Here is a 22,802-nt window from a genome sequence, read left to right as displayed (position 1 = left end):
CGAGGTGGTCCGGGGCCGGGACTGCGGCTGTACGGGTCCCCGTGCGGGTGGTGTCGGCCGGGCCGGCGAGGTGGTCCGGGGCCGGGACTGCGGCTGTACGGGTCCCCGTGCGGGCGGCGTCCGCCGGGGCGGCCAGGTGGTCCTGCGTCCGGTCCGTGGCGGTGCGTGTCTCCGTGCGGGCGGTGCCGGCTGGGGCGGCGAGGTCCGGGGCCTGGACCGCCGCTGTACGTGTTCCGGTACGGGCGGCGTCCGCCGGGGCGGCCAGGTGGTCCGGGGGGCGGGCTGCGGTGGTGAGGGTTCCCGTACGGGCGGTGGCGGTGGGGTGGGTCGTGGCCCGGATCATGATGCGGGATCCGGCGCCGGGGGTGGGGGGTACGGAGGCGGGGGGTTCCGTGGCCAGGGCCACGGCCAGGGCCACGCCTCCGGCGGTGGGTGCCGTCGGGGCCGCGGGCCGGGGGCCGGTCGCCGCGGGGCCCTGCCCGCCGGTGGCGGGGGCCGGGGCCGCCGGGGAGGGGCCGGTCCGGGCCGGGTCCGGCGGAGACGGGGCGGAGGGGGGCGGCGGCGGGGGCGGGGTCATCGGGGGGCCTCGTATTCCGGTGTGAGGAGGTCCGCGATGTCCAGGACGTGGTAGCCCCGCATCGAGGGGAGGCAGCTGCCCCGGACCGGGCCGATGGCCGAGGCCCACGCGGCCGGGATCGCGGCGGCGCCCGACATCGCACCGGCCAGGGCCCCCGCGACGGCCGCCGTGGTGTCCGCGTCCCGGCCCATGTTCACGGCCGTCAGGACCGAGCCGGAGAACTCCCCCCGGCATGCGGCGAAGGCCCCGAACGCCAGGCCCACCGCCTCCGGGGCCAGGTCCGTCCACGGGTAGCCGCCGATGACGACCGCCGAGCGGACGGCCCGTTCGCCGCGCGGGGCGGCGGTGACCGCCCGGCGCAGGGAGCGGGCCGTCCAGGAGTCGGACGGGATGACGGACAGGGCCGCCGAGACCACCGAGGCCGGGGATCCGCCCGCCATCGCCGCGGCGACCCCCGCCGCGACCGCCTGGCCGCCGTAGATGCCCTCCCCGTCGTGGCTGACCGAGCCGTCGATCGCCACCAGCCGGGCCGCCTCCGCCGGACGGCCCGCGGCGAACACCCCGAAGGGCGCCGCCCGCATGGCGAGACCGTCCGACCACGCGTGGCGGTGCTGCGCCGAAATGGGGGCCGCGAGGCCGCGGCGGAGGTTCTCCAGGGTGCCGCGCTCGGAGAACCCGGCGCCCCGGAACGGGCCCTCGTCCAGGTCCGCGATCCAGTGGTGCCACGCCCGCTCCACGTGCGAGACGGTGAGCGCAGAGCCGTGGCGGGCCAGGAGCAGCCCGGAGAAGATCGCATACTCGGTGTCGTCCGTACCCGCCGGGTCCTCCGACACGAAGCCCTCGATGCGGCCCCACTTGGCCCGGATCTCCGACGGCTTCATGTTCTCGGCGGGGGCGCCCAGCGCGTCACCCACCGCGAGGCCCAGAAGAGCGCCCCTGGCCCGTTCGAGGAGGACCTGCGGATTGCATGCAATCAGCTCCATGGCGCGCCTCTCCACTTGATGGGACTCATCTTGAGCCCTTGGGGGATTTGTGCCATGTCATGTGGTTTGTCGCTCGTCGCGAAACACCCCGCGCACACCGCCGTCACCCGGTCGCCGACCCGCAAAACCGCAGGTAAGTACGGCCTTCCTTGCTGGCGGGGCCAGGAAATCGTGCGTAGGTTCGAGGTGTTCAGGGGGAGCGGGACGTGTCGCGCCCCCCGTTCGAGCAAAAGGGGAGATTTGCCGCATGTCCATCATTGACGTCCAGGCGCCGCTGCACACCGCGCACCGCGACAACCACACCCACCGGGACGTGAACGGCGGATGGCTGCGCCCGGCGGTCTTCGGCGCCATGGACGGGCTCGTCTCCAACCTGGCCCTGATGACCGGCGTGGCCGGCGGGGCCGTCGCCCCGCAGACCGTCGTGATCACGGGGCTGGCGGGCCTCGCGGCCGGCGCCTTCTCGATGGCGGCCGGCGAGTACACCTCCGTCGCCTCGCAGCGCGAGCTGGTCCTCGCCGAACTCGACATAGAACGCCAGCAGTTGCGCAAGCACCCCGTCGACGAGATGGAGGAGCTCGCCGAGCTCTACGTCTCGCGCGGCGTCGAGCCCGCGCTCGCCCGCGAGGTCGCCATGCAGCTGTCCCGCGACCCGGAGCAGGCGCTGGAGATCCACGCCCGCGAGGAGCTCGGGATCGACCCCGACGACCTGCCCTCGCCGCTCGTCGCCGCGGTCTCGTCCTTCGGCTCGTTCGCCCTGGGCGCGCTGCTGCCCGTACTGCCGTACCTGCTCGGCGCCACGTCCCTGTGGCCGGCGGTGCTGCTCGCGCTGGCCGGGCTCTTCGGGTGCGGGGCCGTCGTCGCCCGGGTCACCGCCCGGTCCTGGTGGTACAGCGGGCTGCGGCAGCTCCTCCTGGGTGGCGCGGCCGCCGGTGTGACGTACATCCTGGGAACCTGGATCGGTGGAGCCATAGGCTGACCGGGCAGGCAATGAGACACTATGCAGTAGGCAACATAAGTAGTTCGTTACTCGGCGGTTTCGATCCCGTGTCCGCCGGGCATCACACCAGGGCTCCGGGCAATGATGCCCGCCCTGCACCGGGACCCTCGCCCCGTGAGGCATCCGTCGTCACGACCTGCGGATGTCAGCGAAGGTCCCTTCTTTTCTGCCCCGTGCAGTGTCCGCATGCTGGAATGGCATATCCGCTTCTCGGGATTGTCGTCATCATGTAATCTGCACGAAATTTCGCAGAGGGCCAACGTCGTCCCTCGGCTATGCACATATGCCACGACGACGACGGGAGAGCCGATGCGTTCCGCATCCACGCACTCCGCGACCGGCCTCAGCAACACCGCCTGGTCGCCCATGGACGGTCGCCCCGCCCAGCAGGGCATGTACGACCCGCGCAACGAGCACGACGCCTGCGGCGTCGGCTTTGTGGCCAACCTCAGCGGCGAGGCCAGCCACACGCTGGTCGAGCAGGCGCTGACCGTATTGCGGAACCTCGAGCACCGCGGCGCCACCGGCTCCGAGCCGGATTCGGGCGACGGCGCCGGAATCCTTTCCCAGGTCCCGGACGCGTTCCTGCGCGAGGTCGCCGGATTCGACCTTCCCGAGGCCGGCGCGTACGCCGTCGGCATCGCCTTCCTCCCCGCCGACGGCTCCGCACAGGCCGTCGCCGTGGAGCAGATCGAGGCCATCGCCGCCGAGGAGAACCTCACGGTCCTCGGCTGGCGCGAGGTCCCGGTCACCCCGGACCTCCTCGGCAACGGCGCCCGCGCCACCATGCCGGCCTTCTCGCAGCTGTTCGTCTCCAACGGCAGCACCGGCATCGAGCTGGACCGCAAGGCCTTCGTGCTGCGCAAGCGCGCAGAGCGCGAGGCCGGGGTCTACTTCCCGTCGCTCTCCGCGCGCACCATCGTCTACAAGGGCATGCTGACCACCGGCCAGCTGGAGCCCTTCTTCCCCGACCTCTCCGACCGTCGCTTCGCGTCGACGCTCGCCCTGGTCCACTCGCGGTTCTCGACGAACACCTTCCCGTCCTGGCCGCTCGCCCACCCGTACCGCTTCGTCGCGCACAACGGCGAGATCAACACGGTCAAGGGCAACCGCAACTGGATGAAGGCCCGCGAGTCCCAGCTGGCCTCCGAGGCCTTCGGCGAGGGCGCGCTGGACCGGATCTTCCCGATCTGCACCCCGGACGCCTCCGACTCGGCCTCCTTCGACGAGGTCCTGGAGCTGCTCCACCTCGGCGGCCGCTCGCTCCCGCACAGCGTGCTGATGATGATCCCGGAGGCGTGGGAGAACCACACCTCGATGGACCCGGCCCGCCGCGCGTTCTACAAGTACCACTCCACCCAGATGGAGCCCTGGGACGGCCCGGCCTGCGTCACCTTCACCGACGGCACCCAGGTCGGCGCGGTCCTCGACCGCAACGGTCTGCGCCCCGGCCGCTACTGGGTCACCGACGACGGCCTCGTCGTCCTCGGCTCCGAGGTCGGCGTGCTCGACATCGACCCGGCCAAGGTCGTCCGCAAGGGCCGCCTCCAGCCCGGCAAGATGTTCCTCGTCGACACCGCCCAGAAGCGGATCATCGAGGACGACGAGATCAAGGCCGAGCTGGCCGGCGCCGCCCCGTACGCCGAATGGCTGGAGACCGGCGAGATCGAGCTGACGGACCTGCCCGAGCGTGAGCACATCGTGCACACCCACGCCTCGGTCACCCGCCGCCAGCAGACCTTCGGCTACACCGAGGAAGAGCTGCGCGTCATCCTCGCGCCGATGGCCCGTACCGCCGGCGAGCCGCTCGGCTCCATGGGTACGGACTCCCCGATCGCGGCCCTGTCCGAGCGCCCCCGGCTGCTCTTCGACTACTTCACCCAGCTCTTCGCGCAGGTCACCAACCCGCCGCTGGACGCCATCCGCGAGGAGCTCGTCACCTCGCTGCTGTCCTCGCTGGGCCCCCAGGGCAACCTGCTGGACCCGACCGCCGCGTCCTGCCGCAGCGTCACCCTGCCCTTCCCGGTGATCGACAACGACGAGCTGGCCAAGCTCATCCACGTCAACGCCGACGGCGACATGCCGGGCATGAAGGCAGCCACCCTCTCCGGCCTCTACCGGGTCTCCGGCGGCGGCGAGGCCCTGGCCGCGCGCATCGAGGAGATCCGCGGCGAAGCCGACGCGGCCATCGCCAACGGCGCCCGCCTCATCGTCCTGTCGGACCGCCACTCGGACGCCGAGCACGCGCCGATCCCGTCGCTGCTGCTCACCTCCGCCGTGCACCACCACCTCATCGCCACCAAGCAGCGCACCCAGGTGGGCCTGCTGGTCGAGGCCGGTGACGTCCGCGAGGTCCACCACGTCGCCCTGCTCATCGGCTACGGCGCCGCCGCGGTCAACCCGTACCTCGCCATGGAGTCCGTCGAGGACCTGCTGCGCGCCGGTACCTTCCTGTCCGGCCTGGAGCCGGAGCAGGCCATCAAGAACCTGATCTACGCGCTCGGCAAGGGCGTCCTGAAGGTCATGTCCAAGATGGGCATCTCCACCGTCGCCTCCTACCGCGGCGCCCAGGTCTTCGAGGCCGTCGGCCTGAACGAGGAGTTCGTCGGCGCCTACTTCAACGGCACCGCCACCAAGATCGGCGGCGCCGGCCTGGACGTCATCGCCAAGGAGGTGGCCGCGCGCCACGCCAAGGCGTACCCCGTCTCCGGCATCGCGGCCACGCACCGCGCCCTGGAGATCGGCGGCGAGTACCAGTGGCGCCGCGAGGGCGAGCCGCACCTGTTCGACCCGGAGACGGTCTTCCGCCTCCAGCACGCCACCCGCAACCGCCGGTACGACATCTTCAAGCAGTACACGGACCGGGTGAACGAGCAGTCCGAGCGCCTGATGACGCTCCGCGGGCTGTTCGGCTTCAAGAGCGAGGACCGGCCGTCGATCTCCATCGACGAGGTCGAGTCGGTCGCCGACATCGTCAAGCGCTTCTCCACGGGTGCCATGTCGTACGGCTCCATCTCCAAGGAGGCGCACGAGACCCTCGCCATCGCCATGAACCAGCTGGGCGGCAAGTCCAACACCGGTGAGGGCGGCGAGGACCCGGACCGCCTCTACGACCCGGCGCGCCGCTCGTCCATCAAGCAGGTCGCCTCCGGCCGCTTCGGTGTCACCAGCGAGTACCTGGTCAACGCGGACGACATCCAGATCAAGATGGCGCAGGGCGCCAAGCCCGGCGAGGGCGGCCAGCTGCCCGGCCACAAGGTCTACCCGTGGGTCGCCAAGACCCGGCACTCCACCCCGGGCGTCGGCCTGATCTCCCCGCCGCCGCACCACGACATCTACTCCATCGAGGACCTGGCTCAGCTGATCCACGACCTCAAGAACGCCAACCCGGTCGCCCGCATCCACGTGAAGCTGGTCTCCGAGGTCGGCGTGGGCACGGTCGCCGCCGGTGTCTCCAAGGCCCACGCGGACGTCGTCCTCATCTCCGGCCACGACGGCGGAACGGGCGCCTCCCCGCTCACCTCGCTCAAGCACGCGGGCGGCCCCTGGGAGCTCGGCCTCGCCGAGACCCAGCAGACCCTGCTGCTCAACGGGCTGCGCGACCGCATCGTCGTCCAGACCGACGGCCAGCTCAAGACCGGCCGCGACGTGGTCATCGCCGCGCTGCTCGGCGCCGAGGAGTTCGGTTTCGCGACCGCGCCGCTCGTCGTCTCCGGCTGCGTCATGATGCGCGTCTGCCACCTCGACACCTGCCCCGTCGGCATCGCCACCCAGAACCCGGTCCTGCGCGACCGCTTCTCCGGCAAGCCCGAGTTCGTCGTCAACTTCTTCGAGTTCATCGCGGAGGAGGTGCGCGAGCTCCTCGCCGAGCTGGGCTTCCGCTCCATCGAAGAGGCCGTCGGCCACGCCGAGCTGCTGGACACCACCAAGGCCGTCTCGCACTGGAAGGCCCAGGGCCTCGACCTGGAGCCCCTCTTCTACGTGCCCGAGCTGCCCGAGGGCGCGGTCCGCCACGCCCTGATCGAGCAGGACCACGCGCTGGAGAAGGCGCTCGACAACGAGCTCATCGAACTCGCGGCCGACGCGCTGAACGCCGAATCCGCCGAGACGGCCCAGCCGGTCCGCGCCCAGGTCGCGATCCGCAACATCAACCGGACCGTCGGCACGATGCTCGGCCACCACGTCACCAAGAAGTTCGGCGGCGCGGGCCTGCCCGACGACACCATCGACCTGACCTTCACGGGTTCGGCCGGCCAGTCCTTCGGCGCCTTCGTGCCCAAGGGCATCACCCTGCGCCTGGAGGGCGACGCCAACGACTACGTCGGCAAGGGCCTCTCCGGCGGCCGGATCGTGGTCCGCCCCGACCGCGGCGCCGACCACCTCGCCGAGTACTCGACGATCGCCGGCAACACCATCGGCTACGGAGCCACCGGCGGCGAGATGTTCCTGCGCGGCCGCACCGGCGAACGCTTCTGCGTCCGCAACTCCGGCGCCCTGGTCGTCTCGGAGGGCGTGGGCGACCACGGCTGCGAGTACATGACCGGCGGCCAGGCCGTCGTCCTCGGCGAGACGGGCCGCAACTTCGCGGCCGGCATGTCGGGCGGCACCGCGTACGTCATCGACCTCGACCGCGACAACGTCAACGTCGGCAACGCGGGAGCCGTCGAGGCCCTCTCGGAGACCGACAAGCAGTGGCTGCACGATGTGGTGCGCCGCCACGAGGAGGAGACCGGCTCGACCGTCGCCGCGAAGCTCCTGGCTGACTGGTCCGTCGCGGCGGACCGCTTCAGCAAGATCATCCCGACCACGTACAAGGCAGTGCTCGCCGCCAAGGACGCCGCTGAGCTGGCCGGACTCTCGGAGTCCGAGACCACCGAGAAGATGATGGAGGCGGCGACCAATGGCTGACCCGAAGGGCTTCCTCACCACCCCGCGCGAGACCGCCTGCTCCCGTCCCGTGGCCGACCGGCTGAAGGACTGGAACGAGGTCTACGTCCCGGGCTCGCTGCTCCCGATCATCAGCAAGCAGGCCGGCCGCTGCATGGACTGCGGCATCCCGTTCTGCCACAACGGGTGCCCGCTCGGGAACCTGATCCCCGAGTGGAACGACTTCTCGTACCGCGAGGACTGGACGGCGGCCTCCGAGCGCCTGCACGCCACGAACAACTTCCCGGAGTTCACGGGCCGCCTGTGCCCGGCGCCCTGCGAGTCGGCGTGCGTGCTCGGCATCAACCAGCCCGCCGTCACGATCAAGAACGTCGAAGTCTCGATCATCGACAAGGCCTGGGACAACGGCGACGTCACCCCGCAGGCGCCCGAGCGCCTGTCGGGCAAGACCGCCGCCGTCATCGGCTCCGGCCCGGCCGGTCTGGCCGCCGCCCAGCAGCTGACCCGGGCCGGCCACACCGTGGTGGTGTACGAGCGCGCGGACCGCATCGGCGGCCTGCTGCGCTACGGCATCCCAGAGTTCAAGATGGAGAAGGTGCACATCAACCGCCGCATCGAGCAGATGCGCGCGGAGGGCACCAAGTTCCGTACCGGCATCGAGATCGGCCGCGACCTCAGCGCGACCGACCTGCGCAAGCGGTTCGACGCGGTGGTCATCGCGGCCGGCGCGACGGTCTCCCGCGACCTGCCGGTCCCGGGCCGTGACCTCAAGGGCATCCACTTCGCGATGGAGTACCTGCCCCTCGCGAACAAGGTCCAGGAGGGCGACTTCATGGCGCCCCCCATCACGGCCGAGGGCAAGCACGTCGTCGTCATCGGCGGCGGTGACACGGGCGCGGACTGCGTGGGCACCGCCCACCGCCAGGGCGCGGCCTCGGTCACCCAGCTGGAGATCATGCCGAAGCCGGGCGAGGACCGTAACGCCAACCAGCCGTGGCCGACGTTCCCGATGCTCTACAAGGTCACCTCGGCCCACGAGGAGGGCGGCGAGCGGGTCTACTCCGTCTCCACCACCCACTTCGAGGGCGACGAGGACGGCAACGTCCAGGCCCTCCACCTGGTCGAGGTGGAGTTCGTCGAAGGCAAGCTCGTCCAGAAGCCCGGCACCGAGCGCGTCCTCCCCGCGCAGCTGGTCACCCTGGCGATGGGCTTCACGGGCACGGACCAGGAGAACGGCCTGGTCCAGCAGTTCGGCCTCGCGCTCGACGCGCGCGGCAACATCGAGCGCGACGCCTCCTACGCGACCAACGTCGACGGCGTCTTCGTCGCCGGTGACGCGGGCCGCGGCCAGTCGCTCATCGTCTGGGCCATCGCGGAGGGCCGCTCGGCCGCCCGCGGCGTGGACCGCTTCCTGACGGGCTCGAGCACCCTCCCCTACCCGGTCAAGCCGACGGACCGCTCCCTGACGGTGTAACCCCGTCACCCTCCCCTCGGGGAGACCCCTCATACGGTCCGTACAACGGAGTGCGGAACTCTGACACTGCGCCCGCCATGTCCCCGACCAGGGATGGCGGGCGCAGTGGCGTTTGCGGCCCTCGCTCTTTGTAGTCACGCCATTCCATTCCGTGGAAGTTTCGGCGGTGCGGGGACTACGCTTTTCGCGGAGCAAGGGCACTGCGGAAGCGGGGAGTTGGCTCATGGCCAAGCCGAAGGACCAGGACGGGGCGCAGACGCCGGAGGAGTTCGCCCGGGAAGAGCTGCGCCGCAGGCGCGAGGCGGCCGGGCTCACCCAGGCGGCGCTGGCCGAGCTGATCTTCACCACCAGGTCCTACCTCGGCCAGATGGAGTCCGGCCAGCGCCGACTGCGCCCGGAGATCGCGGAGCTGATCGACAGGGAGCTGGGTACCGGGGACTACTTCTATCGCCTGGCCAGGGCGTTCAAGTCGAAGCATGCGGAGTACTTCGCCCCCGCGGCCGAGCTGGAGGGGCTGGCGAAAGCCATCTACCAGTACGCGTCCACGCTGGTACCCGGGCTGCTTCAGACGAAGGACTACGCCCGGGCCGTGACCCGCGCCAGCAACCCCACCGCGCTTGCCGAGCGCGTCGACGACCTGGTCGCGTCCCGCATGGATCGCGCACGACTGCTTGACGACCCGGCCACCCCTGAGGTGTGGCTCGTGCTGCACGAGGGCGTGCTGCGGACGGCGGTCGGAGGGCACGGGGTGATGGCCGAGCAGTTGCGGCACATCTCGGCGTCTGTCCGCGCGCATCGGATCACGGTGCAGGTGGTGCCGTTCTCGGCCGGCGCCCATGGCGCCCTGGGCGTGTCGTTGAAGCTCATGCAGTTCGCCGACGCGCCCGACGTGGCCTACACGGAGGGGCCCCACTCGGGGCAGTTGCTCGACTATCCGGCCCTGGTCCGGAGGTACTGGAAATCATACGATCTTGCCAGGGCCGCTGCGCTGTCGCCGGAGGTGTCCCTGACCTTGATCGAGTCGGCGGTGGAGGAGCACGCGAGATGCGCGCAGACGTGAAGGGCCTGTCCTGGCGGAAGTCCTCGTACAGCAACGGGGAGGCCGGCGACTGCGTCGAGGTGTCCGACGACCTCCCCGGAGCCGTCCCCGTACGCGACAGCAAGCTCGCCGACGGCGGCCCGGTGCTCGCGTTCCGGGCCGCCGCATGGGCGTCGTTCATCACGGACGTGCGGAGCCGAGGCTGAGCCCGTACCTCAAGGGTCGTCGGGCCTGACCGGAACGTCAGCCGGCCGACGCGCCCGCGGGGTCCTCGCGGGGCGGTTCGTCGTCGTTGCCGCGGCGCAGGGTGCGCAGGCCGTGGGCCGGGGTCCAGGTGCGGACGACCAGGTCGTCGCCGTCGACGGCGATGTGGACCACCTCCGTCAGGTCCGCGTGGAAGAGGTGGAAGGGGTGCGACGGGCCGCCCGTCTCCTCCGCGTACCGGTGCAGCTCCGGCGGGTCCACCAGCTCCACCGCGCGGCCGGAGATCCGTACGTCCCCGTCCGGCATCGTCTCGCCCTCGCCCGGATTGGTGTGCAGGGCGAAGCGGGGGTCGCGCTGGAGGTCCCTGGCCTTCATAGAGCCGGCCATCATCCCGAGCCACAGCTCCCCGCCCCGGATGTCGACATTGAGCCCGGCCAGCCGGGGGGAGCCGTCCTTGCGGAGGGTGCCCAGCACGTGGTGCGGGTATTGCGCGAAGCGGGCCCGGACGGCCTCCGCGAATTCCGGTTCCGCCTTCTCGAACGCTGCCCAGTTGTTCGTCGTCATAGCCCCATCAAAGCGCCTGCCCGCGGCCGGCGCCGCCCGATGGGCGCCAGACACGCGCCCGGCCTACGGCTGTTCGCCGCTCGCGCCGGTCAGGGCGTCGATGTCGTCGAGCATGGCGGCCGCCAGGTCGCGCTCGGAGGTGTAGTACCGCTCGGCCCACTTGAGGGTGAGCGCCGGGTACGGCCACTCCGCGCCGTCCTCCACGTCCGCTTCGTCGGCCACCGCGCGCAGGCGCATCGTCTCCGCGAACTCCTGCTGCTGGAGCAGCAGTTCGCGCATCTGCTCCGGTTCCAGGAGGTGGCCCAGCCACAGGCGCAGCATCGGGCCGTGCTTGAGGACCGGGGGGTCGGCCGGAGTCTCGCGGGCCCATGCCCGTACGGCCGCCATGCCGGCCCCGGTGATCCGGTACACCCGCTTGTCGCGGGTGCCGGTCTCCTGGGCGACCGTCCGGGAGGAGGCGTAGCCGGCCTGCTCCAGGCGCTTGAGCTCGCTGTAGATCTGGCTGAAGGACGGACTCCAGTAGAAGAAGCGCAGCGACCGGTCCGACCACTTCTTCAGGTCGTAGCCGGAGAGCTCCTCCCCGAAGGAGAGCAGTCCGAGGACCGCCCAGCTGGTCGCGGGGAGCGGGCGCCTGTTCGTCTCGTCTGCCACGCAGCGCAGTCTACGACCGCCCCCCGCGGCCCCCTTCCGGCCTTGTGGTGTTACTGCTAGAAGTATTCCTATTAGTAGCTTCGCCGTGTGCTGAGGAAGGGTGTGCCGTGACCGTCTCCCTCGACGGAAAGGTCGTCGTCATCACCGGCGCCGGACGCGGCCAGGGCGCCGCCGGGGCCCGGCTGTGCGCGCGGGCGGGCGCGCGGGTCGTCGTCACGGACGTACGGGAGGACGAGGGCCGGGCGGTGGCGGCGGAGCTCGGCGACCACGGCCTGTACGTACGGCACGACGTGGCCGACCCCGAGGGCTGGACCGAGGTGGTGGCGCGGGCCGTCGGCGCCTTCGGCACGATCTCCGCGCTGGTCAACAACGCGGCCCTGTGGCGCACGGCCCACGTGGAACGGCAGACGTACGAGGAGTTCCAGACGCTGCTCCGGGTCAACCTGCTGGGCCCCTTCCTCGGCATCCAGGCGGTGGCGCCGGTGCTGCGGGCGGGCGGGGGCGGCTCGGTCGTCAACATCTCCTCGACGGCCGGACTGGTCGGGATACCGGGCCACGCGGCCTACGGCTCCACCAAGTTCGCGCTGCGCGGGCTGACCCGGTCGGCGGCCCTGGACCTGGCCGGGGACGGGATCCGGGTCAACTCGGTGCATCCCGGGGCCATCGACACCCCGATGGTGGCCGAGGCGGTCGCGGGCCGGGACTGGTCGCAGGTACCGCTGGGGCGCATGGGCAGGGCGGAGGAGGTCGCGGAGCTCGTCCTCTTCCTCTGCTCGGACGCGTCCTCGTACGTGACGGGCGCCGAGTTCGCCGTGGACGGCGGGACGACCGCCGGGTGAGGGACGGTCGGGTGGCGGGGCGGCCGGATTCGAACCGGCGTCCTCCTGCGATGGAGCAGGCGCACTGCCTCTGTGCGACGGCCCCGCCAGGCCGGAGACTACCCCAGCGCGGGGCCCCGGCCCTGAACCGGTTCGGGGTACTCCTGGCGGAGCCTGCGGGAGGACACGCCCTTGAGGCTGTTGACCAGCTTGGACAGGGCGACCTTAGGCGGGAAGTTCACGAGCAGGTGGACGTGGTTGTTCTCGCCGTTGAACTCGACCAGCGGCGCGAACAGGACGAAAGCCCGTATCAAGGTCGCCCGCGCTCACGCGGAGGTGGCCGACGCGCGGCGGGAGTTCCACCACCAGCTCTCAACGAAGATCATTCGCGAGAACCAAGCGATTGCCGTTGAGGATCTGGCGGTCAGGGGACTCGCCCGTACGCGCCTGGCCAAGTCCGTCCACGATGCCGGATGGTCGGCGTTCCTGGCCATGCTGGAGTACAAGGCCGCACGGTACGGGCGCACCTTTACCCGTATCGGCCGGTTCGAGCCGACCTCTCAGGTCTGTTCGGCCTGCGGCGTCAAGGACGGCCCCAAGCCCCTGCACGTCCGCGTGTGGGAATGCTCGGCGTGCGGGGCCGTCCTCGATCGAGACATCAACGCGGCGGTCAACGTCGCCAAGGCCGCCGGACTGGCGGTGTCAGCCTGTCGAGCGCAGGTAAGCCGGGCACTTGTGCTCGCACAGCGCGGTGAAGCAGGAACCCACCGAGACGGTCAGCCGACCGTGGTAGGAATCCCCGCCCTTTAGGGCGGGGAGCGGAAGTCAATGCTTGATGGTGTACGAGCAGCCCTTCGTGGTCGTGACCCCGTCGCTCTCCGCGACCGTCTTGCCGTCGACCGTGATCTTGCACGGGGCCTGCTGGAGCTTGCCGCCCGCGCCGGTGATCGTGCCCGGCACGACGTTCACCAGGTAGCCCACCTTCTGCTCCGCGGCGGTGAGTTCGGCCGTGCCCGACTTCGACCACGGCAGGGTCTGCGGCTCGAAGCCGCTCCCGATGCCGCTGTACATGATCGCCGTCTTGCCCGTGCCCCCGACCTCCAGGGTGACCTGGTGGGTCGCGCCGCCGGACTTGGCCGGCGCGGAGGAGCTGCCCCAACCGGCCGGCGGGGTCGCGGACGGCGAGCCCGTGGGCGCGAGCTTGCCGCCCTCCACGGCCGCCTTCGGGTCCTCGCTGCCGCAGCCGGTGAGCAGCACCGCCACCGCGGCGCACAGCGTCATCCCCGTGATTGTCCTTCGCATGTTCCCCGTTACCTCGTTCTCGTCGCGCGCCGCTCATCACTCGTTGTTCGAAGCGGCTGTTCGGATCACGGGGGATCCCATCACATCCGGAACGGCTTCTACGAACTGGTGCCGGCGGATGTGATCGAAAACAATGGCCGCATGACGACACGCGCCCGGTCCTTCGATTCCGCCGCCGCACTGTACGGCGCCCACCGGCCCGGCTACCCCCCGGCCCTGTTCGACGCGGTCGAGACCCTCGCCGGACGGCCGCTCGCCGGGGCGCGGGTGGCCGACGTGGGGGCGGGGACCGGGATCGCCACCGCGCTGCTGCACGAGCGCGGGGCCGAAGTCGTCGCCGTGGAGCCCGGGGACGGGATGGCCGCCGAGTTCCGCCGGGCGAACCCGCAGCTCCCGCTCGTACGCGGGGACGGGGACCGGCTGCCGCTGGCGACCGGCGCGTTCGACCTCCTCACCTACGCCCAGGCCTGGCACTGGACCGACCCGGCCCGCTCCGTCCCCGAGGCCCGCCGCGTGCTGCGCCCCGGCGGCGCGCTCGCCATCTGGTGGAACGACACGGACACCGCCGTCCCGTGGATCGCCGAACAGGAGGAACGGCTCCGGGTGTTCTTCGGGGCGCAGGGGCAGAGCTTCCGCACACTGCCCCAGGGGCTCGGCGAGTTCACCACCCGCTCCCTGCGGTGGTCCCGGCGCGTCACGCTGGACGAGCACCTCGCCAACCTCGCCAGCCACTCCGCTTTCCTGCTGCTGGGCGAGGCCGGCACCCGCGCGTACTTCGCCGCGGAACGGGAGCTGCTGGCCCCGCTCTTCCCCGAGGGCACGGTCGAGGAGGAGTACGTGGTGAGCCTCAGCGTCGCCCTGGTGTGACGCGGCCCCGGAGACCGCGTCCGACCGCCTCCGACCGCCTCCGGCCGCGTCCGACCGCGTGAGCCGCCGTAGCGGTACCCGTGAGCACCGCTCTCGTCACGTACCACCGCTCTCGCTGCCGAAGCAGCGGACGACCTCCGCCCGGCACTGCGACGGCGTACCCCACGCGCCCCGCAGCGGACGGGCCTTGCGCAGCCACAGGGACAGGTCCAGCTCCTCCGTGTAACCCACCGCGCCGTGCAGCTGGAGCGCCGTCATCGCCGCCCCGTAGCAGGCCTCGCCCGCCGACAGCTTGGCCGCCGCGACATCGCCCGGCGCCAGCGACAGGGCCGCCGCCCGCACCAGGGGCCGGGCGAACTCCAGGCCCAGCAGGGTGTCCGCCAGCCGGTGCTTCACCGCCTGGAAACCGCCGATCGGCGTCCCGAACTGGGTGCGCTGCTTCGCGTACTCCACCGTCCGGGCCAGCAGCGCCTCGCCCACCCCCAGGCACTGGGCCGCCGTCAGCAGCCGCGCCCAGCGCGCGGCCGTCCGCGCCGCCGCCGTCACCCGCGGACCGCGCGCCAGCAGCTCGCCCCCGGCGGCCCGGGGGAGGAACAGCCGGCGCGCCGGATCCGTGGAGCCGTGCGCCCGCCCCGGCCCGCCGGCCAGCCGCAGCTCGCCCGCCCCCGACACCGTGAAGCAGTGCGCGGTGGCGTCCGCGTCCAGGGCGTACGGGCTCCCGTCCGGCAGCGTCAGCGTGGCCGCGGCCCCGCCCGCGACCAGGCCCGGCAGGAACCGCTTCGCCAGCGCGTCGTCCCCCAGCTCCGACAGCAGCACGCAGGCGGCCGCGCTCTCCACCACCGGCCCCGGCACCCCGGCCCGGCCCAGCTCCACGAGCCCGAGGGACAGCTCCAGCGGGAGCAGGCCGGCGCCGTCGTACGGCTCCGGCGCGGCCAGCGCGGACAGGCCCGTGTCCGCCAGCCTCGACCAGAGCGCCCGTCCCGGCGCGTGGTCCCCGTCCGCCCAGGCCCGTACCGCCGCCGGGACGTCGGAGGCGGCCAGCAGGGAGCGCAGCGTACGGGCGAAGTCGGACTGCTCGTCGGTCAGCAGGAAGCGCATCAGCGGCGGCCCTTCGGCAGGCCGAGCAGCCGCTCGGCGATGATGTCGCGCTGGATCTCGTTGGTCCCGGCGTAGATCGGCCCCGCCAGGGAGAAGATCCACGGCTCGGCCCATTCGCCGTCGGCGAGCTCCGCGTCCGCCCCCAGCAGGTCCAGGGCCGTCTCGTGCAGGTTGATGTCGTACTCCGACCAGAACACCTTGTTCAGGCTCGACTCGGCGCCGATTGCCTCTCCCGCCGCGAACCGCGAGGCGTTGGCCCAGGTGAACAGCTCGTACGCGCGGGCCCCGACCACCGCGTCCGCCACCCGGTCGCGCAGCGCGGTGTCGGCCGGGTCGCCGGCCGTCCGCCACAGTGCGTGGAGCCGGCCGGCGGCCGCCAGGAAGCGGCCGGGGGAGCGCAGGGTGAGCCCGCGCTCGTTGCCGGTGGTCGACATGGCGATCCGCCAGCCCTGGCCCGGCTGCCCGATCACGTCCTCGTCCGGTACGAACACCCGGTCCAGGAACAGCTCCGCGAAGGCCGGTTTGCCGTCGAGCCGGCCGATGGGCCGCACCGTCACCCCCGCCGCCCGCAGGTCGAACATCAGGTACGTCAGCCCGTGGTGCGGCCTGGCCGCAGCAGGGTCCGTGCGGAAGAGGCCGAACGCGCGGTCCGCGAAGGCCGCCCGCGAGGACCAGGTCTTCTGCCCGGACAGCAGCCAGCCGCCCGCGGTGCGTTCGGCCCGCGAGGTCAGCGAGGCCAGGTCGGAGCCCGCCTCCGGCTCCGACCAGGCCTGGGCCCAGACCACCTCGCCGCTCGCCATGGACGGCAGGACCCGCGCCCGCTGCTCGTCCGTCGCGTGGTCGAAGAGCGTCGGGGCGAGCAGGCTGATGCCGTTCTGCGAGACCCGGCCGGGTGCGCCCGCCGCCCAGTACTCCTCCTCGAAGACCAGCCACCGCACGATGTCCGCGCCCCGGCCGCCGTACTCCTCGGGCCAGGACACCACCGCCCAGCGGTCCGCGTGCAGCAGCGCCTCCCACTCCCGGTGGGCCGCGAAGCCCGCCTCCGTCTCCAGGGAGGGCAGCGGGGAGGCCGGCACGTGCCGGGCCAGCCAGGCCCGGGCCTCGGCCCGGAAGGCCGCCACCTCCGCCGTCTGGGTCAGATCCATCAGGTGCCCGCCCCCTCCACGCTTCCCTAACAAGTGTTTGGTAGGTTAACGTACGGCCATGAGCAGCGTCGAGGAGTGCGCTTGACTCCTCCCCTCCCTAAAGGGAGGGGATTCCCACCCTCGCGGGTGAGGCTTCCTGCTTCACCACGGACCGCCCCGACTGAGAGGAGGACTCCCGTTGAGGTCTTACGCCCGTTCCACAGGCAGGGACCGCCAGCCCGGCGGCCAGAAGATTCACCGCTGCGTTCCCGTCCCGGTCATGGGTCGTTCCGCAGTTCACGCACGTCCACTCACGGACGTTCAGAGGCATCTTGGCGGCGACAGCCCCGCAGGCCGAGCACAGGTGCGAGCTGGGAAACCACCGGTCGACGGTAACGAGCTGACGTCCGTACCAGGCCGTCTTGTACTCCAGCATCCTGCGCAGCTCACGCCATGCCGCGTCCGAGACGGCGCGCGCCAGTTTGCGGTTCTTGAGCATGTTGCCAACGGTGAGGTCCTCGACCACGAGCGTTTGGTTTTCGCGCACGAGTCGAGTCGTCAGCTTGTGCAGGTGATCCCGCCGGCGGTCGGCGATCCGGGCATGGATCCTCGCCACCCTGACGCGGGCCTTGGCCCGGTTCTTGCTTCCCTTCTCCTTCCGCGACAGCGCCCGCTGGGCCCGGGCCAGGCGCTCCCGGTCCTGACGCTCGTGCTTCGGGTTGGCGATCTTCTCTCCGGTGGAGAGGGTGACCAGGGCCGTCAGCCCTGCATCTATGCCCACCGCGTTCGTGGTGACCGGCATCGGGGCGGGAGTGTCCTCGCACAACAGGGACACGAACCAGCGCCCCGCGCTGTCACGGGACACGGTGACTGTGGACGGCTGCACACCGACCGGCAGCGGACGCGACCACACGACATCCAAGGGTTCCGCCATCTTGGCCAGCGTCAGCCGGCCGTCGGCATAGCGGAAGGCACTGCGCGTGTACTCGGCCGAGGCCCGAGACTTGCGCTTCGACTTGAAGCGCGGATACTTCGCCCGCTTCCCCCAGAACCCCGCGAACGCCGTCTGCAGATGCCGCAGCGCCTGTTGCAACGGAACGGAGGACACCTCGGCCAGGTAGGCCAGCTCCTCGGTCTGCTTCCACACCGTGAGCATCCCCGAGGTCTGTCCGTAACCCACCCGTGCCCGATGCTCCGACCACGCCTCGCTACGAGCGGCGAGAGCCAGGTTGTAGACCTTCCGCACACACCCGAACGTCCGCGACAGCTCAGCCGCCTGGGCATCGGACGGATGAAAGCGGTACTTGAACGCCCGCTTCACAGAAGTAGAAACCCCCACACCTCCGACGCTAGAGCCGGTCAGGACCCAAAGACAAGCGCAGGTCAGAGCGTCACGCAGCGACACTCCGCCGCTGCGCGGCTCCGAGTTGCGGATGCGTTTCCTCCCGGCTGAAGCCGGGGGATTCCACGCAAGGAGACTGAGATGAACGAGCCCCGGTACGTGGCCGGCCACCGCCTGCTGGAGGACCGCACCGCCGTCATCACCGCCGCGGCCGGTGCCGGGATCGGCGGCGCCACCGCCCGCCGCTTCCTGGAGGAGGGCGCCCGCATCCTCATCGGCGACGCCCACGCCCGCCGCCTCAAGGAGACCGCGGAGGCGCTCGCCGCCGAGTTCGGCTCCGACCGCGTCGCCTCCCTGGCCTGCGACGTCACCGACGAGGAGCAGGTGCAGGCCTTCTTCAACTACGCCGCACAGCTCCACGGCGGCCTCGACATCGTCGTCAACAACGCCGGCCTCGGCGGCACCGCCGCGCTCGTCGACATGAGCGACGAACAGTGGTCCCGCGTCCTCGACGTCACCCTGAACGGCACCTTCCGCTGCACCCGCGCCGCACTGCGCTCGCTCAAGGCCTCCGGGCGCGGCGGGGTCGTCGTCAACAACGCCTCCGTCGTCGGCTGGCGCGCCCAGACCGGCCAGGCCCACTACGCGGCCGCGAAGGCCGGGGTGATGGCCCTGACCCGCTGCGCGGCCCTGGAGGCCGCCGAATTCGGCGTACGCGTCAATGCCGTCGCGCCGAGCCTGGCCATGCACCCGCACCTGGTGAAGGTCACCAGCGAGGAACTGCTCGCCGAACTGACCGCCCGCGAGGCCTTCGGCCGGTACGCCGAGCCCTGGGAGGTCGCCAACGTCATCGTCTTCCTCGCCAGCGGCTACTCCTCGTACATGACCGGCGAGACCGTCTCGGTCAGCAGCCAGCACCCCTAGATGAGCGAGTCCGAGGTGGCGCCCGCGAGGAGGGGCCAGGCACGCGCCTGCTCATCGGCCACCACAATGGGCGCGTGCCGACGAACAAGAAGAAGCCCCAGGTGACCGCGTCGCCCGAGCGCCGCAGAGAGCTCCTCCGCACTGCCGCCGAGGTCTTCGCCGCGCAGGGCTACAACGCCACCACCGTCCGGAAGATCGCCGACGCCGCCGGGATGCTCGCCGGCAGCCTCTACTACCACTTCGATTCCAAGGAATCGATGCTCGACGAGATCCTCTCCGCCTTCCTGACCGAGCTGTGGGAGGGCTACGACACCGTCCTCGCGGCCGGTCTTGGCCCACGGGAGACCATCGAGGCCCTGGTCACCGAGTCCTTCCGGGAGATCGACCGGCACCGCGCCGCCGTCGCGATCTACCAGAAGGAGTCCCGGACCCTCTCCGCGCAGCCCCGCTTCCACTACCTCTCCGACTCGCAGCAGAAGTTCGAGAAGGCCTGGCTGGGCACGCTGGAGCGGGGCGTCGCGGCCAAGGTCTTCCGCGCCGACCTCGACGTCCGCCTCACCTACCGCTTCGTCCGCGACACGGTGTGGGTGGCGGCCTCCTGGTACCGGCCGGGCGGACAGCACAGCCCCGAGGAGATCGCCCGCCAGTACCTCTCGATGGTGCTGGACGGGATCGCCCTGCGTACGTGACCGATGTACGTCACCCGATCCGAGGAGTCCCGATGCCCGAGGCCTACATAGTCGACGCGGTCCGCACCCCCGTGGGGCGGCGCAAGGGCGGCCTGTCCGCGGTACACCCCGCCGACCTGGGCGCGCACGTCCTGAAGGCGCTGGTCGAACGGTCCGGGGTGGACCCGGCCGCCGTGGAGGACGTGGTCTTCGGCTGCCTCGACACGGTCGGGCCGCAGGCCGGGGACATCGCCCGGACGGCCTGGCTGGCGGCCGGCCTGCCGGAGGAGGTGCCCGGGGTCACCGTCGACCGCCAGTGCGGCTCCTCCCAGCAGGCGGTGCACTTCGCGGCCCAGGGCGTGCTCTCCGGCACCCAGGACCTGGTCGTCGCGGGCGGCACCCAGAACATGTCGATGATCCCGATCGCCTTCGCCTCCCGGCAGGCCGCCGAGCCGCTGGGCCTCACCGAGGGCCCGTACGCGGGCAGCGCGGGCTGGCGGGCACGGTACGGCGACGCCCCCGTCAACCAGTTCCACGGAGCCGAGCTGATCGCACGGAAGTGGGGCATCTCGCGCCGTGACATGGAGGAATTCGCCCTGCGCTCCCACCAGCGGGCCCTGCGGGCGATCGACGAGGGCCGCTTCGCACGCGAGACGGTGGCGTACGGGGAGGTGACGGTGGACGAGGGCCCGCGCCGCGACACCACCCTGGAGAAGATGGCGGGCCTCCAGCCGGTGGTCGAGGGCGGCACCATCACGGCAGCCGTCTCCTCACAGGTCTCGGACGGCGCGGCGGCCCTGCTGATCGCCTCCGGGCGCGCGGTGCGCGAGCACGGCCTGCGCCCGCGCGCCCGCATCCACCACCTCTCGGTCCGGGGCGAGGACCCCATCCGCATGCTGTCGGCCCCCATCCCGGCCACCGCCCATGCCCTGAAGAAGACCGGAATGTCGCTGGCCGACATCGATCTGGTGGAGATCAACGAGGCGTTCGCGCCGGTGGTGCTGGCCTGGCTGAAGGAGACGGGAGCCGACCCGGAACGGGTCAACGTCAACGGCGGCGCCATCGCCCTGGGCCACCCGCTGGGCGCGACCGGAGTCAAGCTGATGACCACCCTGCTCCACGAACTGGAGCGCACGGGCGGCCGGTTCGGCCTCCAGACCATGTGCGAGGGCGGCGGCCAGGCCAACGTGACGATCATCGAGCGCCTGTAGCCGCAGGAGCTCGGGCAGGCCCGCCCGACCGGCCCTTCGACGGAGCCTGCGCGCGGCCCCGCCTGCGGGCTTCCGTGGGCGCGCGGTACCACGGTGGAGTGATGTGACCCACCAGTCGTCGCGTCCTCCGGCCAAGGTGTGCTAGCTTTGAGGCGTTGCAGTTGTGGTACCCATGAACTTTATGTGCGCCTGACGGGAATGTTCCTCAGGCGCTTTTATTGTTTTGCCGGACTCTCCGGATGGGGCCCTTTGCCGCCTATTCAGGAGATTTAAAATGGCACTTGGCACCGTGAAGTGGTTCAACTCGGAAAAGGGCTTCGGCTTCATCGAGCAGGACGGTGGCGGCCCGGACGTCTTCGCCCACTACTCGAACATCGCCACCCAGGGCTTCCGTGAGCTCCAGGAGGGCCAGCGCGTGTCCTTCGACGTCACCCAGGGCCAGAAGGGCCCCCAGGCGGAGAACATCCTCCCCGCCAACTAAGTATTTCAGCTTGCCGGGGTCCGCACCGCGAGGTGCGGGCCCCGGCTTGTCTGCTGTTTCGACCTTTTTGTTGTACCTGCCGGTTTCAGGAGGGCATTTCCGCATGACCAGCTCCAGCTCCGCACGACCCAGCCGCCGCCCCACCCGGGGTCGAGGTGCGGCTCAGGGACGTCCGAAGGCTGGCGCGGGACGGCAGAAGTCCGCCCCCGTTGCCAGGCCCCAAGAATTCACCATGCCCGACCCGCTGACCCCGGCACTCCCGGCCGTCGAGGCGTTCGGGGACATGGACATGCCCGAGGCGCTGCTGAAGACCCTCGCCGCCCAGGGCGTGACCGAGCCGTTCCCGATCCAGGCCGCCACGCTGCCGAACTCCCTCGCCGGCCGTGACCTGCTCGGCCGCGGCCGCACCGGCTCCGGCAAGACCCTGGCCTTCGGCCTGGCGCTGCTGGCCCGTACCGCCGGCCGCCGCTCACAGCCGAAGCAGCCGCTCGCGCTGGTCCTCGTACCGACCCGCGAGCTCGCCCAGCAGGTGACCGACGCCCTGGCCCCCTACGCCACGGCCGTCAACCTGCGCATCGCGACCGTCGTCGGCGGCATGTCGATCAACCGGCAGTCCGGCGCCCTGCGCCGCGGCGCCGAGGTGCTCGTCGCCACCCCCGGCCGCCTGAAGGACCTCATCGACCGCGGTGACGCCGACCTCTCGCAGGTCGCGATCACCGTCCTCGACGAGGCCGACCAGATGACCGACATGGGCTTCATGCCGCAGGTCACCGCCCTGCTCAAGCAGGTCCAGGCCGGCGGCCAGACCATGCTGTTCTCGGCGACGCTGGACAAGAACATCGACAAGCTTGTCAAGATGTTCCTCACCGACCCGGTCGGCCACTCCGTCGACCCGTCGGCCGGCGCGGTCACCACCATGGAGCACCACGTCCTGTACGTCCTGGACGAGACCGACAAGAAGGCCGTGGCGACGCGTATAGCCGCTCGCGACGGCCGGGTGATCATGTTCGTCGACACCAAGCGCGGGGTCGACCGCATGGTCAAGAAGCTCCTGGCGGACGGCGTCCGCGCCTCCGGCCTGCACGGCGGCCGCTCCCAGCCGCAGCGCAACCGGACCCTGGACTGGTTCAAGACGGGCGAGGTCACCGCGCTGGTGGCCACCAACGTCGCCGCCCGCGGCATCCACATCGACGACCTGGACCTCGTGGTCAACGTGGACCCGCCGACCGACCACAAGGACTACCTGCACCGCGGCGGCCGTACCGCCCGGGCCGGCGAGTCCGGCAGCGTCGTCACCCTGGTGCTCCCCGACCAGAAGCGGGACATGACCCGCCTCATGTCGGACGCCGGGATCTCCCCGCGCACAGCGCAGATCAAGTCCTCCGACGAGGAGCTGGCCCGCCTGACCGGCGCCAAGGCGCCCTCGGGCATCCCCGTGGTCCTGGAAGTACCGCAGGCGACCCCGCCGCGCCAGCGTTCCGCCGGCGGCCAGGGCGGTTCGGGCGCGGGCGGCGGCGGACGCCGCCGCTCCGGCGGGGCCCGCACCGGCTCCGCCACGGGCGCGGCTCCGGCCACGGGCGGCCGCGGC

The 22,802-nt window shown here is 71.5% G+C and carries 19 protein-coding genes, 1 tRNA gene and 3 pseudogenes; 13 read left to right on the top strand and 10 right to left on the bottom strand.

The genetic code is table 11. The features are described from left to right. Together AB0D94_RS09570 and AB0D94_RS09565 are read right to left on the bottom strand one after the other, a co-directional pair. Positions 1 to 577 (bottom strand): annotated as a pseudogene (locus AB0D94_RS09570) (hypothetical protein); the annotation flags it as partial. Continuing rightward, positions 574 to 1,560, bottom strand: coding sequence for an ADP-ribosylglycohydrolase family protein (locus tag AB0D94_RS09565; RefSeq protein WP_362048190.1), 987 nt, complete (start codon positions 1,558 to 1,560; stop codon positions 574 to 576). The pseudogene AB0D94_RS09570 and the gene AB0D94_RS09565, both read right to left, overlap by 4 nt. 247 nt (positions 1,561 to 1,807) lie before the next feature. Between AB0D94_RS09565 and AB0D94_RS09560 the strand changes: the two genes are divergently transcribed. The 5 genes from AB0D94_RS09560 to AB0D94_RS09540 all read left to right on the top strand — a co-directional run bounded on the left by AB0D94_RS09560 (position 1,808) and on the right by AB0D94_RS09540 (position 10,166). Then, positions 1,808 to 2,539 carry a VIT1/CCC1 transporter family protein gene (locus AB0D94_RS09560; protein ID WP_362048187.1) on the top strand — a complete coding sequence of 244 codons (732 nt, stop codon included), beginning with the start codon at positions 1,808 to 1,810 and terminating at the stop codon, positions 2,537 to 2,539. 387 nt (positions 2,540 to 2,926) lie between these two features. After that, positions 2,927 to 7,468: a glutamate synthase large subunit gene (gene gltB, locus AB0D94_RS09555; RefSeq protein ID WP_362048590.1), complete on the top strand. Its 4,542-nt coding sequence runs from the start codon at positions 2,927 to 2,929 to the stop codon at positions 7,466 to 7,468. Next, positions 7,461 to 8,921 (top strand): glutamate synthase subunit beta, encoded by a 1,461-nt coding sequence (locus AB0D94_RS09550; RefSeq protein WP_362048184.1) that lies wholly within the window; start codon positions 7,461 to 7,463, stop codon positions 8,919 to 8,921. Before gltB ends, AB0D94_RS09550 begins: the two co-directional genes overlap by 8 nt. A 223-nt stretch (positions 8,922 to 9,144) precedes the next feature. Beyond that, complete coding sequence (locus tag AB0D94_RS09545; RefSeq protein WP_362048181.1) at positions 9,145 to 9,981, top strand: helix-turn-helix transcriptional regulator; 837 nt, start codon at positions 9,145 to 9,147, stop codon at positions 9,979 to 9,981. Beyond that, positions 9,966 to 10,166, top strand: a complete 201-nt coding sequence (locus AB0D94_RS09540) for a DUF397 domain-containing protein (protein WP_362048178.1) — start codon at positions 9,966 to 9,968, stop codon at positions 10,164 to 10,166. The genes AB0D94_RS09545 and AB0D94_RS09540 overlap by 16 nt, the downstream gene beginning before the upstream one ends. Before the next feature lie 37 nt (positions 10,167 to 10,203). On the opposite strand, the gene AB0D94_RS09535 is transcribed toward AB0D94_RS09540, so the two are convergent. Together AB0D94_RS09535 and AB0D94_RS09530 are read right to left on the bottom strand one after the other, a co-directional pair. Next, positions 10,204 to 10,728 carry a pyridoxamine 5'-phosphate oxidase family protein gene (locus AB0D94_RS09535; RefSeq protein WP_362048175.1) on the bottom strand — a complete coding sequence of 175 codons (525 nt, stop codon included), beginning with the start codon at positions 10,726 to 10,728 and terminating at the stop codon, positions 10,204 to 10,206. A 63-nt stretch (positions 10,729 to 10,791) separates the two neighbouring features. Beyond that, positions 10,792 to 11,379 (bottom strand): PadR family transcriptional regulator, encoded by a 588-nt coding sequence (locus AB0D94_RS09530; protein WP_362048172.1) that lies wholly within the window; start codon positions 11,377 to 11,379, stop codon positions 10,792 to 10,794. 107 nt (positions 11,380 to 11,486) lie between these two features. Here AB0D94_RS09530 and AB0D94_RS09525 point away from each other — a divergent pair, with 107 nt between their 5' ends. Then, positions 11,487 to 12,218, top strand: coding sequence for a glucose 1-dehydrogenase (locus AB0D94_RS09525; protein ID WP_362048169.1), 732 nt, complete (start codon positions 11,487 to 11,489; stop codon positions 12,216 to 12,218). Between the two features lie 12 nt (positions 12,219 to 12,230). Here AB0D94_RS09525 and AB0D94_RS09520 read toward each other — a convergent pair. Further along, positions 12,231 to 12,303, bottom strand: a tRNA-Trp gene (locus AB0D94_RS09520). 55 nt (positions 12,304 to 12,358) lie between these two features. Continuing rightward, positions 12,359 to 12,481: pseudogene (locus AB0D94_RS09515) on the bottom strand (transposase); the annotation flags it as partial. A 7-nt stretch (positions 12,482 to 12,488) separates the two neighbouring features. On the opposite strand from AB0D94_RS09515, the pseudogene AB0D94_RS09510 reads away from it, so the two are divergent. Further along, positions 12,489 to 13,007, top strand: a pseudogene (locus AB0D94_RS09510) (RNA-guided endonuclease TnpB family protein); the annotation flags it as partial. Positions 13,008 to 13,022: 15 nt separating this feature from the next. Here the strand turns inward: AB0D94_RS09510 and AB0D94_RS09505 are convergent. Then, positions 13,023 to 13,478: a hypothetical protein gene (locus AB0D94_RS09505; RefSeq protein ID WP_362048166.1), complete on the bottom strand. Its 456-nt coding sequence runs from the start codon at positions 13,476 to 13,478 to the stop codon at positions 13,023 to 13,025. Between the two features lie 162 nt (positions 13,479 to 13,640). Between AB0D94_RS09505 and AB0D94_RS09500 the strand changes: the two genes are divergently transcribed. After that, positions 13,641 to 14,366, top strand: coding sequence for a class I SAM-dependent methyltransferase (locus AB0D94_RS09500; protein WP_362048163.1), 726 nt, complete (start codon positions 13,641 to 13,643; stop codon positions 14,364 to 14,366). A gap of 96 nt (positions 14,367 to 14,462) precedes the next feature. Here the strand turns inward: AB0D94_RS09500 and AB0D94_RS09495 are convergent, their stop codons facing one another. From AB0D94_RS09495 to AB0D94_RS09485, 3 genes are all read right to left on the bottom strand, one after another. Next, positions 14,463 to 15,464, bottom strand: coding sequence for an acyl-CoA dehydrogenase family protein (locus AB0D94_RS09495; RefSeq protein WP_362048160.1), 1,002 nt, complete (start codon positions 15,462 to 15,464; stop codon positions 14,463 to 14,465). After that, positions 15,464 to 16,609: an acyl-CoA dehydrogenase family protein gene (locus AB0D94_RS09490; protein WP_362048157.1), complete on the bottom strand. Its 1,146-nt coding sequence runs from the start codon at positions 16,607 to 16,609 to the stop codon at positions 15,464 to 15,466. Before AB0D94_RS09490 ends, AB0D94_RS09495 begins: the two co-directional genes overlap by 1 nt. 97 nt (positions 16,610 to 16,706) lie before the next feature. Beyond that, positions 16,707 to 17,909, bottom strand: coding sequence for an RNA-guided endonuclease TnpB family protein (locus AB0D94_RS09485; protein ID WP_362048154.1), 1,203 nt, complete (start codon positions 17,907 to 17,909; stop codon positions 16,707 to 16,709). A 162-nt stretch (positions 17,910 to 18,071) separates the two neighbouring features. Here AB0D94_RS09485 and AB0D94_RS09480 point away from each other — a divergent pair, with 162 nt between their 5' ends. From AB0D94_RS09480 to AB0D94_RS09460, 5 genes are all read left to right on the top strand, one after another. After that, on the top strand, positions 18,072 to 18,854 hold the full coding sequence (locus AB0D94_RS09480; protein ID WP_362048151.1) for an SDR family oxidoreductase: 783 nt from the start codon (positions 18,072 to 18,074) through the stop codon (positions 18,852 to 18,854). A gap of 74 nt (positions 18,855 to 18,928) precedes the next feature. Further along, entirely contained in the window at positions 18,929 to 19,543 is a 615-nt protein-coding gene (locus AB0D94_RS09475; protein WP_362048148.1) for a TetR/AcrR family transcriptional regulator, read from the top strand. Positions 19,544 to 19,575: 32 nt separating this feature from the next. Next, on the top strand, positions 19,576 to 20,733 hold the full coding sequence (locus tag AB0D94_RS09470) for an acetyl-CoA C-acetyltransferase (RefSeq protein ID WP_362048145.1): 1,158 nt from the start codon (positions 19,576 to 19,578) through the stop codon (positions 20,731 to 20,733). 274 nt (positions 20,734 to 21,007) lie between these two features. Beyond that, a complete protein-coding gene (locus tag AB0D94_RS09465) occupies positions 21,008 to 21,214 on the top strand; it encodes a cold-shock protein (protein WP_030707191.1) in 207 nt (68 codons plus the stop codon). Between the two features lie 103 nt (positions 21,215 to 21,317). Next, on the top strand, positions 21,318 to 22,802 hold a 1,485-nt coding region (locus AB0D94_RS09460; RefSeq protein WP_362048142.1), incomplete at its 3' end, for a DEAD/DEAH box helicase.

Origin of the sequence: Streptomyces sp. NPDC048255, from assembly GCF_040652415.1 — a bacterium.
In the GTDB taxonomy this organism is placed as follows: Bacteria; Actinomycetota; Actinomycetes; order Streptomycetales; family Streptomycetaceae; genus Streptomyces.
Note: the sequence above shows the minus strand (reverse complement) of the source record. Positions and strands in the feature narration are given on the sequence as shown.